This is a genomic window from Leucobacter sp. MMO-125 (assembly GCF_037148395.1).
Taxonomy (GTDB): domain Bacteria; phylum Actinomycetota; class Actinomycetes; order Actinomycetales; family Microbacteriaceae; genus Leucobacter.
Genome location: NZ_JBBCTL010000001.1, coordinates 613155 through 627915, shown reverse-complemented (window position 1 = coordinate 627915; position 14761 = coordinate 613155). Strand labels below are relative to the sequence as shown.

Annotated in this window: 14 protein-coding genes; 7 read left to right on the top strand and 7 right to left on the bottom strand. The window is 67.8% G+C overall.

The genetic code is table 11. The features are described 5' to 3' along the window. Window position 1 precedes the first annotated feature (1 nt). Entirely contained in the window at window positions 2–1477 is a 1476-nt protein-coding gene (locus WFI54_RS02840; RefSeq protein ID WP_442918366.1) for a DHA2 family efflux MFS transporter permease subunit, read from the top strand. 31 nt (window positions 1478–1508) lie between these two features. Here the strand turns inward: WFI54_RS02840 and WFI54_RS02835 are convergent, their stop codons facing one another. Further along, window positions 1509–2423 carry a LysR family transcriptional regulator gene (locus WFI54_RS02835; protein ID WP_336651276.1) on the bottom strand — a complete coding sequence of 305 codons (915 nt, stop codon included), beginning with the start codon at window positions 2421–2423 and terminating at the stop codon, window positions 1509–1511. A 125-nt stretch (window positions 2424–2548) separates the two neighbouring features. Here WFI54_RS02835 and WFI54_RS02830 point away from each other — a divergent pair, with 125 nt between their 5' ends. Beyond that, the gene (locus WFI54_RS02830) at window positions 2549–4138 is read left to right on the top strand and encodes an aminotransferase class I/II-fold pyridoxal phosphate-dependent enzyme (protein WP_336651275.1); all 1590 of its coding nucleotides are present in this window, start codon (window positions 2549–2551) and stop codon (window positions 4136–4138) included. Window positions 4139–4237: 99 nt separating this feature from the next. On the opposite strand, the gene WFI54_RS02825 is transcribed toward WFI54_RS02830, so the two are convergent. Continuing rightward, window positions 4238–4459: a hypothetical protein gene (locus tag WFI54_RS02825; RefSeq protein WP_336651274.1), complete on the bottom strand. Its 222-nt coding sequence runs from the start codon at window positions 4457–4459 to the stop codon at window positions 4238–4240. A 177-nt stretch (window positions 4460–4636) separates the two neighbouring features. Between WFI54_RS02825 and WFI54_RS02820 the strand changes: the two genes are divergently transcribed. Continuing rightward, on the top strand, window positions 4637–5047 hold the full coding sequence (locus WFI54_RS02820; protein ID WP_336651273.1) for a YchJ family protein: 411 nt from the start codon (window positions 4637–4639) through the stop codon (window positions 5045–5047). A gap of 82 nt (window positions 5048–5129) precedes the next feature. Here the strand turns inward: WFI54_RS02820 and WFI54_RS02815 are convergent, their stop codons facing one another. Both WFI54_RS02815 and WFI54_RS02810 read right to left on the bottom strand, forming a co-directional pair. After that, complete coding sequence (locus tag WFI54_RS02815) at window positions 5130–5660, bottom strand: hypothetical protein (protein ID WP_336651272.1); 531 nt, start codon at window positions 5658–5660, stop codon at window positions 5130–5132. A gap of 74 nt (window positions 5661–5734) precedes the next feature. Next, window positions 5735–7165 carry an aminopeptidase P family protein gene (locus WFI54_RS02810; protein ID WP_336651271.1) on the bottom strand — a complete coding sequence of 477 codons (1431 nt, stop codon included), beginning with the start codon at window positions 7163–7165 and terminating at the stop codon, window positions 5735–5737. A gap of 120 nt (window positions 7166–7285) precedes the next feature. On the opposite strand from WFI54_RS02810, the gene WFI54_RS02805 reads away from it, so the two are divergent. Continuing rightward, window positions 7286–8137 (top strand): PHP domain-containing protein, encoded by an 852-nt coding sequence (locus WFI54_RS02805; protein ID WP_336651270.1) that lies wholly within the window; start codon window positions 7286–7288, stop codon window positions 8135–8137. Window positions 8138–8269: 132 nt separating this feature from the next. Here WFI54_RS02805 and WFI54_RS02800 read toward each other — a convergent pair whose 3' ends face one another. Further along, a complete protein-coding gene (locus WFI54_RS02800) occupies window positions 8270–9757 on the bottom strand; it encodes a DEAD/DEAH box helicase (protein WP_336651647.1) in 1488 nt (495 codons plus the stop codon). A gap of 172 nt (window positions 9758–9929) precedes the next feature. On the opposite strand from WFI54_RS02800, the gene WFI54_RS02795 reads away from it, so the two are divergent. The 3 genes from WFI54_RS02795 to WFI54_RS02785 all read left to right on the top strand — a co-directional run bounded on the left by WFI54_RS02795 (window position 9930) and on the right by WFI54_RS02785 (window position 13321). Then, window positions 9930–10649, top strand: coding sequence for a ferritin-like fold-containing protein (locus tag WFI54_RS02795; protein WP_336651269.1), 720 nt, complete (start codon window positions 9930–9932; stop codon window positions 10647–10649). After that, window positions 10646–11842 (top strand): methyltransferase domain-containing protein, encoded by a 1197-nt coding sequence (locus tag WFI54_RS02790; RefSeq protein ID WP_336651268.1) that lies wholly within the window; start codon window positions 10646–10648, stop codon window positions 11840–11842. The genes WFI54_RS02795 and WFI54_RS02790 overlap by 4 nt, the downstream gene beginning before the upstream one ends. A gap of 135 nt (window positions 11843–11977) precedes the next feature. Further along, complete coding sequence (locus tag WFI54_RS02785; protein WP_336651267.1) at window positions 11978–13321, top strand: bifunctional phosphopantothenoylcysteine decarboxylase/phosphopantothenate synthase; 1344 nt, start codon at window positions 11978–11980, stop codon at window positions 13319–13321. 21 nt (window positions 13322–13342) lie between these two features. Here WFI54_RS02785 and WFI54_RS02780 read toward each other — a convergent pair whose 3' ends face one another. Together WFI54_RS02780 and WFI54_RS02775 are read right to left on the bottom strand one after the other, a co-directional pair. Continuing rightward, entirely contained in the window at window positions 13343–14227 is an 885-nt protein-coding gene (locus WFI54_RS02780) for a CPBP family intramembrane glutamic endopeptidase (RefSeq protein WP_336651266.1), read from the bottom strand. A gap of 168 nt (window positions 14228–14395) precedes the next feature. Further along, entirely contained in the window at window positions 14396–14620 is a 225-nt protein-coding gene (locus WFI54_RS02775) for a DUF3107 domain-containing protein (protein ID WP_336651265.1), read from the bottom strand. Window positions 14621–14761 lie beyond the last annotated feature (141 nt).

The window sequence follows — 14761 nt, the reverse complement described above, 5'->3', positions numbered from 1 at the left end:
CGTGACCACAGATCCTGCTCCGCAGCGGGCCACACCCGTGCCGGGCGACGGCATCGACCCCGCAGGAATGCGAGTGATCTGGCTGCTGCTCGTCGCCGCCTTCGTCGCCATCCTCAACGAAACTACGATGGCGATCGCGATTCCCGCGCTCAACGTGTCGCTCGGCATCCCGCCCGAGCTCGGTCAGTGGCTCACCAGCGCCTTCATGCTCACCATGGCCGTGGTGATTCCCACCACAGGCTTCCTGCTGCAGCGCTTCACGACCCGCCAGATCTTCCTGGCCGCGATGATCTCCTTCGTGCTCGGCACCGCGATCTGCCTGATCGCCCCCGGCTTCATCGTGCTGCTCCTCGGCCGCATCGTGCAGGCCGCGGGCACCGGCATCATGATGCCGCTGCTCATGACCACCATGATGAATGTCGTGCCGCCTCACCAGCGCGGCCGCATGATGGGCCGCGTCGGTCTCGTCATCAGCCTCGCCCCGGCGTTGGGCCCCACGCTCTCCGGCGTCGTGCTCGACAACCTCGGCTGGCGCTGGCTCTTCGGCATCATCCTGCCCATCGCGGTCGTCGCGCTCGCGCTCGGCGCCAAATGGATGACCAACCTCGGCGAAACGCGCGAGGCCCCCATCGACGTGCTCTCGATCGTGCTGTCGGTGTTCGCCTTCGGTGGCATCGTCTTCGGGCTGAGCCAGATCGGCGGCCACGGCGGCGCAGCGGGAGACGGCACCGGCGTGCCGCCGTGGGCGGTGCTCGTGGGTGGTGCGGTGTTCCTCGGCCTGTTCGTGTGGCGTCAGCTCGCCCTGCAGAAGCGCGACGACGCACTGCTCGACCTGCGCGTGTTCACCACACGCAACTACGTGGTCTCCGTGGTGATCATGGCGGTGATCGCGCTCTCCATGTTCGGCACCTTCTCACTGCTGCCGCTCTACCTGCAGAACGTCGCCGGATTCGACCCCACCGTCGCCGGCCTGGTGCTGCTGCCAGGGTCGATCCTGATGGGCCTCCTCGGCCCCGTGATGGGCCGCATCTACGACGCCCGCGGCCCCAGAACGCTGCTCGTGCCGGGCACCACCCTCATCACCGCAGCGCTTTTCATGTATTCGACGGTGGGCACGCAGACGCCGGTGTGGTTGCTCGTCGTGGTGCAGATCGCCATGTCGGTGGGCCTCGCCAGTTCGTTCACGCCCCTGTTCTCGGCTTCGCTCGGCTCGCTCGACCGCTCTCTCTACTCGCACGGATCGGCCGTGCTGAACACGCTGCAGCAGGTGGGCGGCGCTGCGGGCACGGCTGTGCTGATCTCCATCTACTCCACCTTCCTGCACGCAGGCGAAGCCCGTGGCCTGTCGACGGCCGATGCCGGCGAACCAGGCACCCACGCGGCCTTCTTCGTGGCGGCGTGCATTTCTATCGTGCCGCTCGTGCTCGCCTACTTTGTGCGCAAGCCCGCCGATCAGGAAGTTGCGGGCGGGCACTGAGGCGCGGGCCGGTGGCCGATCCGCACGGGCCTCACTCCGTCGCAGAAATCGAGCGCCGCACCGCCTCCGCGAGCTGGCGCACCGCGGTCACCGGCCCGGCCGGGCCGGCGGGTGCGGCGAGCAGTAGCTCGCGCGCAAAACGCGCATCGTCGATGGGCCGCAGCACCACGCCCTCAGGCGGATTCGCCGCAACCAGGCTCGGCACCACCCCCACAGCCATCCCGGCCGCAATGAGACCGAGCATCACCGAATAGTCATCGGTGCGGATTGCAACGTCGATCTTGTGCCCCTCCGCGTCGAACAGTGCGCACACCAGATCATCGATCGTGTCGCCCGGGGTGGAGCCCACCACCCAACTATCCGATGCCAGCGACAGCAGTGCAGCTCGGTCAAAGCGGGTGTGGCTCGCGGCCGGGTGCGCTGCCGGGAGCGCAATCAGCAGCGGATCCGTGAACAGCCGCGTAGTGTGCACCTCAGACCGAAACGGCAGTTCGTAGCCGCCAGCCGCGTACACCAGTGCCGCGTCGAGCGTGTGCTGATTCACGCGCGCCACCAGCGGGGACACCTCTTCGAGGGTGGCATCGAGTTCGATGCCGAACTCGGAGACGCGGCTCACAATGCCCGGCAGCAGTCGGGCAGCGGCCGTGGGGAAGATGCCGAAACGCAGGCGGATCCGCCCGAGCTGCGACAGGTCGCGCACATCCGTGAGTGCGCGATCGGCAAGCCCCAGAATTTCCTCGCCGCGCTCGAGCATGAGCGCGCCCGCGGTGGTGAGGCGGCTGCCACGGGTGCTGCGGATCGTGAGATCGGCACCCACTAGGCGGTCGAGGTTTTTGAGGTGATAGTCGACAGTGGGTTGGCTCCAGCCCAGCCGCGTGGCTGCGCGTGCCACCGAACCTTCGGCTGCCACAGCGCTGAGTGCTTGCAGCTGGCGCAGATCGATCATCGGTACTCCCGTCACCTTCTGGAGCGAGACCGGGCTATCTCCGGGCGTCGCTCCAGACAGTATATGGTTCCCGTGAGGGCTTTGCGGGGTTCCCCCGCGTACCGCGCGCGCGAAAAGCTGGGCTCATGCTGCATCAGGAAACCTCCACCTCAGGCCTCCCCGGCACGACCGGCACCTCCGGCCTCCCCGCGCCCGAGGCGACGAACGATGCCGCACGGCATCCCGCCGCCCCTCGCTACGCCCATGACCAGAACCGCACCCCCTACGCCGACGCCATCACTGCGTTCGGCGACTCACACCCGCTCTCCCTCATGGTGCCCGGGCACGGCAACGACCCTGCAGGCGGCGCCGAACACATCGCGCAACTCTTCGGTGCTCGTGTCGCACAACTCGACGTGCCCCTGCTGCTCGAAGGCATCGACGCCGGCGAGAACAACCCCCTCCAGCAGTCGCAGGAGCTCGCCGCCGACGCCTGGGGTGCCCGCCGCAGCTGGTTCCTCACCAACGGTGCCTCGCAGGCCAACCGCACCGCCGCTATCGCGGTGCGCGGCCTCGGCGAGCGCATCATGATCCAACGCGCCATGCACTCAAGCCTCACCGACGGCGTGCTGCTCTCAGGCCTCGTGCCCTCCTTCGTGGCACCCGCCGTCGACACCACCCACGGCATTGCCCACGGCCTCACCCCTGCAGCCCTCGACGCCGCCCTCACCCGCGAAGCCAACGCCGGCCGCGCCGTGTCGAGCGTCTACGTGGTCTCGCCCAGCTATTTCGGCTCCGTCGCCGACGTCGCCGGGCTCGCTGAGGTGTCGCACAAGCACGGTGCCGCCATCATCGTCGACAACGCGTGGGGCGCCCACTTCGGTTTCCACCCCGAGCTGCCGGAGTCGCCCGCGCGCCTCGGGGCCGACCTCGTCGTATCGAGCACCCACAAGCTCGCCGGCTCCCTCACCCAGTCGGCCATGCTGCACCTCGGCCACGGACCCTTCGCCGACCGCCTCGAACCGCTCGTCGCCCGCGCCTACAGCATGACCTCATCGACATCGATGAGCGGCGTGCTCATGGGATCGCTTGACGTCGCGCGGCACGCCATGGCAACGGGGGAGGAGCGGATCGGACGTGCCGTGCAGGCCGCAGCAGAGATCCGAGACCGGCTGCGGCAGGATCCGCGATTTGCCGATATCGGTGACGGCTTCGTAGCCTTCCCCGACATCGCCGCCACCGACCCCCTGCGCATCCCCATCGACGTGTCACGCCTCGGCCGCAGCGGCCACTGGGTGCGCGGCACCCTCAAAGAGCGCCACGGCGTCTACATCGAGATGTCGACAGCTACCAGCATCGTCGCCGTCATCGGCGCAACCCGAGAGATCGACGTCGACCGCTTCATGGCCGCACTCGACGAAACCGCACATGAAGCTGCGCGCCTCGGCGCAGAAGCGACGCACGCATTCCCGGAGCTGCCCGAGCCCGGTGCCCTGCGCATGCTGCCCCGCGACGCCTACTTCGGTGCCAGCGAGGTCGTGCCCGCTGAGCAGGCCGTCGGCCGCATCTCAGCCGACACGCTCGCCGCCTACCCGCCCGGCATCCCCAACCTGCTGCCCGGCGAAGAAATCACCGCCGACACCGTCGACTTTCTGCAGGCCGTCGCCGCGTCGCCCACAGGCTATGTGCGCGGCGCCGTCGACGCTGAGGTCGCCGGGATTCGCGTCGTTGTCTGAGCATCGGTGATTCGGGCCCGGCCAGTGTGCCGGGCCCGAACACCGAAAGAGGCGGCGGGTCCCGAAGGATCCGCCGCCTCTTTCGCTATGCCCGGAAGCCTACTTCTTCTGGAAGAGGTTGCCGATCAGGGTCGAGCCGATCAGCACCACAGCGAGCAGCACCACGCCGACGATCGAGATCGCCACCACATCGACAGGCTGGCCGGCCGACGAGAACATCGACTCGTGCTCGTGGCCATCGTGAGCAAAAGCGGGAACCGCCACGAAAACCGAGGCAATGGCCGCGGTCACGGCGGTGGCGATGCGGGTGCGGATCTTCACGGTGTCTCCTCGCGAATGTCGTGGTGCTGGAGCGGCGCCACAAGAGCACGCCGCAATGCTTCTATCCTATCCCGACGGGGAGGGGAGTGTGCGCGGGGTGGGCAAAGGGGTGACGATGCCGGTGCCGCCGGTGCCGCCGGTGCCGCCGGTGCCGTCGGCGCGGCCTAGGCTGGAAGCGTGAATGACCAGCACCCCTGCCCCTGCGGAAGCAAGCTCGCCTACGCCGCCTGCTGCGGGCCGCTGCACGAGGGCGCCCCAGCCCCCACGGCCGAACGCCTCATGCGCTCCCGATTCAGCGCCTTCGCGCTCGGCAACGCCGCATACCTGCTCGCAAGCTGGCACCAGTCCACCCGACCCGCGCAACTCGACCTCGACGACACTATCGAGTGGCGGCGGCTCCTCATCAGAGACACCACAGCTGGCGGCGCTACTGACACCACCGGCAGGGTCGCCTTCACCGCGGTAGGGCGCAGCCCCGAAGGCCGCATCGAACTCAGCGAACGGAGCCGCTTCGCCCGCGACAACGCCGGACGCTGGGTGTACGTCGACGGCGACATCAACGAACACCCGGGATCCGCCACCGCCTGATCCGCCACTGACCGCCGCATCTGCAACCGGCTCACCCACGATCCGCTACAGCCGCGCACCGCCGCCGCAACAACCGTGCGCCTCAGCGAATGTACACATCGAGGTGATTGCCGAAGGTGCCGCGGTCGTAAATCTTGCCGGGGTAGCCGAAAGGCGTCTCGAACACCGTGCCCTTCGGATGCGAGCCCGCCAGCACGATAAAGCCGTCAGCATCGCTCACATAGCCGGCCTCGTTCACATGGCGGCCAGGAATGTTGAGCCCCGAACCAGGCAGCACCTGCTGACTGTAAAAGGTGAAACGATACCCGCCCCAATTCACAGCACCCGTGAACATGAACTGCTCAAGCGTGTAGAGCGCCGCAGCCGATTTCCCACCCGAGCCAGCCGCCGCCGGAAGCTGCGACGCCTCCACGCTCATATCAATCGGCGCCGACGAAGCCTGCGCCGCCTCGAGCTGCTGCTGCCGCTGCTGCATGGTGCCGCCATCAGCCGCGAACGCCGTCGATATCGAATACGGGGCGAGGACCGCCGCACCCATCAGCACCACCACGCTCGCCGCAGCACTCGCTCCGAGAAAGCGAGACCAGCGGGACACCCCCGGGCGAACAGACATGTGTGACATCGGAAACCGATGCTACCCCGGCAAGCTGCGTGCGCGAGGAGAGCTGGTGGGGCATGGGCTGGCGGTTAGGCCTGAGCTCGCGCCTGCGCCGAACGGATCCACGCCTCAACCTCGTCAACCGAGCGCGGAATCCCGGCCGACAGGTTCACGCAGCCATCCTCGGTGACCACGATGTCATCCTCGATACGCACACCGATCCCGCGCATCTCCTCAGGCACCGTCAAATCGTCAGGCTGGAAGTACAGCCCCGGCTCGATCGTGAACACCATGCCCGGCTCAACCACGCCGTCAAGATACATCTCGCGGCGGGCCTGCGCGCAATCATGCACATCGAGCCCCAGATGGTGGCTCGTGCCATGCACCATGTAGCGGCGGTGATAAGCGGTGCCATCGTCTGCGGGGAGCAACCCCCACTCGCGGGTGCGACGCTCGATGACCGCCATCGCGGCATCGTGCACCTCACTGAAACGGATGCCAGGGCGCACCATCGCGCGCGCAGCATCAGCAGCCTCAAGCACCGCCTCATACACGCGACGCTGCACCGCAGTAAAGGTGCCAGAAACCGGCACCGTGCGGGTAATGTCGGCCGTATACAGGCTGTCCATCTCGACACCGGCATCGAGCAGCAGCAGATCTCCGCTGCGCACTGGGCCATCATTGCGAATCCAGTGCAGCGTGCAGGCGTGGGGGCCGGAAGCCGCAATCGTCTCGTAGCCGACCGTGTTTCCGTCAAGGCGGGCGCGCTGATTGAACACGCCCTCCACAATGCGCTCGCCACGGGGGTGCGCGCTCGCCAGGGGCAGAGCAGCGAGCACCTCCTCGAAACCGCGCGCCGTGGCATCTACCGCTGCCTGCATCTCGGCAAGCTCAAACGCATCCTTCACCAGCCGCAGCTCGGATGCCGCGCGGGCAAGCTCCTCGTCATCACCCGCAACCTCCCCGTCAGCGTCAACAGTGCCGCGCCCGATGGTGCGGTCTGTCTCAGCAGCAGAGAACTCGGCAAGCGGAGCGGTGCGGATGCCGAGCAGACCAGCAACCTGCGCGAGCGACGGGCGCGCGCCGATCCAGAACTCGCCGATCTCAGGGTTGGCGAAGAACTCGTCACTGTCACGGCCCGCGCGCTCACGGAAGTAGAGCGTCGCCTCGTGCCCATCGCCCGCAGGGTCGAGCACGAGCACCGAACCGGGCTCACTCTCAGCACCCCAACCCGTGAGATGCGCAAACGCACTGTGTGCGCGGAACTGGTAGAAGGTGTCGTTCGAACGCTGCTTCATCGCACCTGCGTGCAGCACCAGCCGTTCGCCGGGGAACAGTGCGCCAAGCGCGGCACGGCGGCTCGCCGCGTAGGTAGCAACAGGCAGCGGATCCGGAATCGTATCTGCGCGATCAGCCCAGTGCGAAGAAATGTACTCGAGAAACACCGCGGTCTGCGGGGTGGTGCTGCGGTTGCTGTTATCGATCTCCACCTCGTGGGTGTTCTGCGCGCTCTCGGTCATACCCCTATCCTCTCACCCCGCCCTGGGCGGATGAGACGTGTGCGCCCTGCTACGGCTGCCTGCGTGGCGCCCCCTGGAGATAGGTGTGGGGAGGAGGGCGGGAACTCGTAGGATGGGGGGATGGTGCGATCTGGGACGCAGCGGGGGTTTGACCTGCACACCCACTCGGTGTTCTCCGACGGAACGACGCGACCCGCCGACATCGCGTATGAGGCCGCCGAACTCGGCCTCGCAGGCTTCGCGCTCACCGACCACGACACCATCGACGGCTGGGACGAAGCCCGATCCGCCGCGCATACCGCAGGCATCGCGTTTCTTCCCGGCATCGAGATCACCACCAAGCACGCCGGGCGCTCCCGGCACCTGCTCGGCTATGGCATCGACCCAGCCGCAGGCGAGCTTTTCGCCGCGCTCGCCGAAGTGCGAAGCTCCCGCCTCACCCGAGCGCAAGAGATGGTGCGACGGCTCTCAACCGACTACGCCATCACCTGGGAAGCCGTGGTCGGTGAAGAAGACGCCCGCACCGTCGGCCGCCCCCACATCGCCGACGCGCTCGTCGCCGCCGGGTACTTCGCAGACCGCAGCACCGCGTTCGCCGAAATCCTGCACCCCGGATCGCCCTACTACCTCGGCACCCACGCCATCGACACCCTCGAAGCGATCAGGCTCGTGCGAGCCGCCGGGGGAGCCGCCGTGCTCGCCCACCCCGCCGCATTCAGGCAACGCACTCCCACCGGGGCGCAAGAACTGCGCGACTTCGCAGCGGCCGGCCTCTGGGGCGTCGAACTCGCCCACCCTGAGAACCGCGACGACTGGCTGCCGCCCATCGCAGAAGCCGCAACCCGAACCGGCCTCGCCATCACCGGCTCAAGCGACTATCACGGGGCAGGCAAACCCAACCTGCTAGGGGAGCGCACAACTGACCCCGCCCTCGTGCACCTCTTGCGCGAGCACGTCGCCACGCCGCGCTGACGCGACCCCGCCACAGAGCATCGAGATCCGCCCCCCGTGCAAGGCACCCCAAAAACACCCGAGCCCCGCTCAGCCGCCCCTCAAGAGAGAAGGCAGAAGAACGGGGCTCGCGTCTACAAGCAGAGCGCCGCGCTACTCGGCCGAAGCCGCGCTCACAGCCGCACCATCACCCGATGCGGCACCGCCCGACGCTGCGCCATCGGCGGCCTGCGAGCCACCACGACGACGCCGACGCCGGCGGCGCGTGGTCGACCCCTCGCTGCCGTCCTGCAGCAGCGGGGCACCGGGCTCACCGCCGCCTTCCTGATCGTGACCGTGCTGCTCATGACCGTGAGCCTCGTGACGGCCCGGACCCTTCGGGTTGGCGCTGCGAGTGCGGCTGCGGTTGCGCGAACGGCCACGATCCTCGCGAGCGCCGTCACCGCCCGAGCGCGAACCCTCCGAGCGCGGTGCACGCTCCTTGACGGGGGTTGCCTTCAGGCGGCCCTTCGAGCCCTCAGGAATGTTCAGGTCGGCGAACAGGTGCGGCGACGACGAGTACGTCTCGACAGGCTCGGGCACACCGAAATCGAGGGCCTTGTTGATGAGCGCCCACTTGTGCAGGTCATCCCAATCCACAAACGTGACCGCGATGCCCGTGCGGCCCGCGCGGCCCGTGCGGCCCACTCGGTGCAGGTAAGTCTTCTCGTCATCGGGCACGGTGTGGTTGATGACGTGCGTCACATCGTCGACATCGATACCGCGCGCGGCGACATCGGTGGCGATGAGAATGTCCTTCTTACCGGACTTGAACGCGGCCATTGCCCGCTCACGCTGATCCTGATTGAGGTCGCCGTGCACCGAAGCGGCGTTGAAGCCGCGATCCACAAGCTCCTCCTGCAGCTTCGCCGCAGCACGCTTCGTGCGCATGAAGATCACAGTCTTCCCGCGACCCTCGGCCTGCAGAATGCGGCCGATCACCTCGTCCTTGTCGAGCGAGTGCGCGCGGTAGATGATGTGCTCGATATTGGCCTGAGCCGCGCCCTCATCAGGATCGCTCGCACGAATGTGGATCGGCTTCGACATGAAGCGGCGAGCCAGCGTGACGATCGTGCCAGGCATCGTCGCAGAGAACAGCATGGTGTGGCGCGTCGCAGGGGTCTTCGCGAACAACTTCTCAATGTCGGCGAGGAAGCCGAGGTCGAGCATCTTGTCAGCCTCATCGAGCACCATCTCGCGCACATTGCCGAGATCGAGCAGACGCTGGCTAGCCAGGTCGAGCAGACGACCAGGCGTGCCGACCACGATCTGCGCGCCCGCCTTCAGCTGCTCGATCTGCCCCTCGTAAGCCTTGCCGCCGTAGATCGGCACCACCGTCGCGCCGCGATTCTTCGCCGCCAGCTCGAGATCTTCGTACACCTGCACGCACAGCTCGCGGGTGGGCACCACCACGAGAGCCTGCACACCAGGCGCGGGATCTGCGCCCACGCGCTGCAGCAGCGGCAGGCCGAAACCGAAGGTCTTGCCCGTGCCAGTCTTGGCCTGACCGATGATGTCCTGCCCCGTGAGCGCGAGCGGAATCGTCTGCTCCTGGATGGGGAAGGCCTCGGTGATGCCCTTATCGGTGAGCGCATCGACCATGTCTTGGTCGACGCCGAGTTCGAGGAATGTCGTCACGTTGCGTCCTATTCGAGAGTGCGATGCTGCGCGCAATCACGAAGCGCAGCGGCCGGCGCTCCTGCGTCACCGGCGATGAATACAATCGAGCACAGTCTATTCCAGCAACATCGCGGGTCGGCGGTAAGCTGACAGGGTGTTCGAGTGGATCCGTGGGCTGCGCAAGAAGAATGCCCCAGCGCGCAAGTTGCGTTCGCGCGGCGATGCCGGCGACGCCGAGCGCGTCGAACTCTCCGAGTTCGCCCCCGGCATCATGCCGTTTCTGGGCCTGACCTCGTACCTGCAGCTCGAACTCTACGAAGGCGCCACGCGCGCCGTATCGGGTGCGGCCACGCTCGAAGCAAAAGACGTGCTCGCCCGAGTCGCCGGGCAGACACTCTCGAAGCATCAGCGGCTCACCGCCGAGATTCGCAAGCGCGGCGAAGAACCGCACGTCGTCATGACGCCGTTCGCGCCCGTCATCGAACGCTACGTGCGCCGCATCGACGCCGCAGACTGGCACCAGCACGTGCTCTCCCTCTACCTCGTAGGCGGGCTCTTCGACGACTTCTTCGCGAGCCTCGCAAGCGGGCTGCGCGACGGCTACCGCAGCGAAGCCATTGCGATCCTGCGCGACGACACCGGCCGCGCCGAACTGAAGGCGCTGCTCGAAGCCGCGCTCGCCGCAGACGAAGGGCTGTCGAGCTGGCTCGCCCTGTGGGGTCGCCGCCTCGTGGGAGACACGCTGCTCGTCTCGCGTGCCGTGCTGGCACTCAGCGAGTCGCGCCCCTTCGTGGAAAGCGAAGTCGAGCCTGTCTTCACTGAACTTATCGCCGACCACATCCGCCGTATGGACGGTCTCGGTCTGACGGCATGAGCCCCTCCCGGCGCCTGCCAGCCTCGGAGCCGGGGGACCGCACGCGCCTCCCGCTCGCGAGCGACCCCCCGATCTGCCACTACTTCGAGGCCGGTCGCTGCCGCTCCTGCACGCTCATCGAAACCCCCGCAGCGCAACAGCTCCACGATAAAGAGCAGCGCTGCCGCGCACTGCTGCCCGGCGTGCCCGAGCAGGCCTGGCTCCCCAGCGTGCCCGGGGGCGTGCGCGACTTCCGCAACAAGGCCAAGCTCGTCGTGGGAGGACGCCCCGGGCGGGTGACGCTCGGCATCCTCGGGCCGGATGGCACCGGGGTCGACCTGCGCGACTGCCTGATCCAGCAGCCCGCTATCCGCACAGCGATCCCGCACCTGGCCCGCTTCATCGAAGACACCGGCCTGCCGCCCTACGACGTGCCAAAGCGGCGTGGCGAGCTCAAGTTCGTGCATGTCACGGTGTCGCCCGCAGATGAGCTGATGCTGCGCTTCGTGGTGCGCAGCGAGCAGGCACTCGAAGTGCTGCGCAACAGCCTGCCGCGGCTGCGACGCGCCGTTCCAGCCGCGACCGTCGTTTCAGTCAACCTGCTGCCCGAGCACAAGGCCGTGCTCGAAGGCGAACACGAGGAACTGCTGCTCGGCTCCTCGCTCGCGATGGACACCGGCGCCGGCTTCGCGCTGCACCTGCGGCCGCAGAGCTTCTTCCAAACCAACACCGAGGTGGCGCGAGCGCTGTACGCGCAAGCCGCCGAGTGGATCGGCCTTGCCGGCCCGAGCTCGCTCTGGGATCTGTACTGCGGTGTTGGCGGCTTCGCCCTGCACTGCGCCGGGGCCGTGCCCAGTGTGCTGGGTGTCGAGATCAGCGAGGAAGCGGTGCGCTCGGCACGGCGCAGCGCCCGCGAGGCCGGGATCGCGGCCCGATTCGAAGCGGGCGATGCGACAGCCTTCGCGCTGGGATCGGACGAGGTGCCCGAAGCTGTGATCGTGAACCCGCCGCGGCGCGGCATCGGCGGTCAACTCGCTGCCTGGCTCGAAGCCGCTGACGGCATCACGCACGTCGTCTACTCAAGCTGCAACCCTGAGAGCCTCGCCACGGATCTTGCAGCGATGCCCGCTTTCGCGGTGCGCGAGGCGCGAGTGTTCGACATGTTTCCCCACACGCGGCACCTCGAGGTCGCCGTGTTGCTCGAACGCCGCTGAAGTCTGACCGCCGTTGATATGGGATCTGCCGAAGGTATGGCCGATCCGCCCCGAATCGGCCATACCTTCGGCAGATCCCATACCTTGCGCCGGCACCCGGGGTGTGGGCAGACACGGGCATGGCAGGATGTCCCTATGAACATCGTGCTCGGAGTGACCGGCGGTATCGCCGCCTACAAGGCCGTTGCGCTCGCGCGGCTGCTCGTCGAAGCCGGCCACGAGGTGCACGTGGTGCCCACCGATGACGCGCTGCGCTTCGTCGGCAAGCCCACCTGGGAGGCCATCAGCAGGCACCCCGTGACCACCTCGGTGCACGAAGACGTGCCCGAGGTGCGCCACGTCGCGCTCGGCCAGCGTGCAGACCTCGTGGTTGTGGCACCCGCCACCGCGAACACGCTCGCCCGCATGACCGCTGGGCTCGCCGACGACCTGCTCGGCACAACGCTGCTCGCCACGAAAGCACCAGTGCTCGTCGCGCCGGCCATGCACACCGAGATGTGGCAGCACCCCGCCACGCAAGACAATGTTGCGATTCTGCGCGCACGCGGGGTGCGATTCATCGGCCCCGAAAGCGGTCGCCTCACCGGTGACGACAGCGGCCCGGGTCGTATGAGCGAGCCTGAGCGGATCGCGGAGTGCATTGAGAACATGCTGGTCGGCGAGGCGGATCCCGGCGCGTCGTCCGATGCTGACGTTGTGCCGCCGACTGAGGCACAGCCGGCGGATGCCATCGAGCCAGAGGCATTCTCGGCGCCGGGAGTGCCCGGTGACCTTGACGGGATCAGGGTGCTCGTCACCGCAGGCGGCACCCGCGAACCCATCGACCCCGTGCGATACCTCGGCAACCGGTCGAGCGGCCGGCAGGGGGTGGCGATCGCAGCAGCAGCAGCGGATCGCGGCGCGAAGGTAGTGCTGCTCGCAGCCAACATTGACGAGTCTGTGCTTGCGGAGGTGCGGGATCGCGCCGCCGTGCGCGTGGTGCCCGCCGGCACGACCGCCGAACTGGAAGCCGCCGCCCATGCGGCATCATCGGGTGCCGAAGCCATCATCATGGCGGCCGCCGTCGCGGATTACCGGGTGGCGAAGGTAGCGGATCAGAAGCTACGCAAGGAAGACTCTCCGGGCGAAGCCCCCGTGCTCGAACTCGTCGAGAACCCCGATGTGCTCGTGGGGCTGGTGCGCGACCGGCGCGAAGGGCAGATCATCGTGGGCTTCGCCGCTGAAACCGTCGCTGACGCCGCCGAAGGCGAAGCGCCGTCGGCCCGGGCTGAGCTGCTCGAACGCGGGCGGCGCAAGCTCGCGCGCAAGGGCGTCGACCTGCTCGCCGTGAACGCGGTCGGCTGGCACGCCGGCTTCGAGACCGACGACAACAGCCTGCTCGTGCTCGACGCCGATGGGCACCTCGCCCGTGAAGTGCACGGCACGAAACGAGAAGTGGCCGAACGCCTGCTCGACGCCGTGCGCGACGAACTGCGGTAACGCTCCGCCGGCCCCGGCCGGTTAGCCCTCGACGCGGGCTGCGTGCGATGCCGCGTTTGCGCGGTGCGGGGCAGCTGCCCCGCGATCCGCTCGGTTCTTCACGAGCAGAATGGCGAGCAGCGCGAGCGCCATGTACACGAAATCGAACAGACCCGCGAAGGTGAGCAGCCCCTGCGACGTCGACGCCGTGGCGGTCTGCGCGTCGATGCCGCCGGTGGCGAGCATTGTGGTCGGATCGGTCGCCGCATGCAGCAGGATCGCCCACACCAGCCGCCCGGTGATCCGCAGCGAAAGATACATCATCGCGCCGAATCCGAAGGTGTACGCCACGGTGAACAGCACCGTCGGCAGCGGCTGCCCGCCGAGGGCGTTGCCCGCGTGCAGCAGCGCGAAAAAGGCCGACGACAGCACCAGCACCAGCTTCTCGCCGTGGCCGCGATCGCGCAGCATCTTCACGACGAAGCCTCGGGTGAGCAGCTCCTCGGCGAAGCCGATGCACAGGCCCAGGAGCAGCAGCGTCAGCACGGTCGACACCGCGTACGCCTCCCAGCGCGTCGCAACCAGACGGATGACAACGGGGATGAGTACCAGCACGACCGCGATCCACATCCAGGGCCGGCCGGGCACCGGCTGCCGGGCGAATAGCTCGCGCAGCCAACCGAGGGAGAACCCGAACAGCAACAGTAGGCCGCCCGCAAGCATGATCGGCAGCGCCACACCGAAGAAGATCGTCCCCGGGCCAGACAGCGGGTTCTTGGCGTCGATGAAGGAGTGGAACAGCGTCGAGGTGCCCAGGCCGATCAGCTGGTAGACCCCCCAGTACACGAGCACCAGGAGCAGCGCCTTCCACCAGCCGCCGCTGTTCCAGAACTGCTGCCAGCGGTTCTCATGCGCGCCTGCACTCATGGTTCCCCTCGAATCCGTTCGACCGTGCATCGAATGTACAGCGTTGAAGGCGTGACACGCGAGAGATCAAGCGGCGCAGCGTGGTGCTGGGGGCGGGGATTGGTGCGGGCCTCTCGTTGAGCCCGGGGTGAGGCGGGGGAGCCGGGGCTGAGCTCAGGCCAGCTCAGCTCAGCTGATGAAGCCGACCTTGCGGCCGGCCTCGCCACCCAGCTCGACGTAGCTGATCGAGTCGGTGTCGACGAGGTACTGGCGACCCCTGGTGTCGGTGAGGGCCAGGAGCGCGGAATCTTGCGCGATTGCGGCGTCGATGAGGCCGCGCACCTCGCCGGCGCTCGCCTCGGTTTCGAACGCCAGCTCACGGGGCGAGTGCTTGATGCCGATACGAACTTCCACGGGTGCCTCCTCGGATGTCGCGGCCGGAGCCGCGGAGTGTGATTGCAACTGCTTCGAGTGTATGGCGGTGAGCAGGCGTTGCGCGTCGAACCGAGGGTGCGTTCGCCCTCGGCGCAGTCGGAGGTGGGGGCGCTGTGGCGC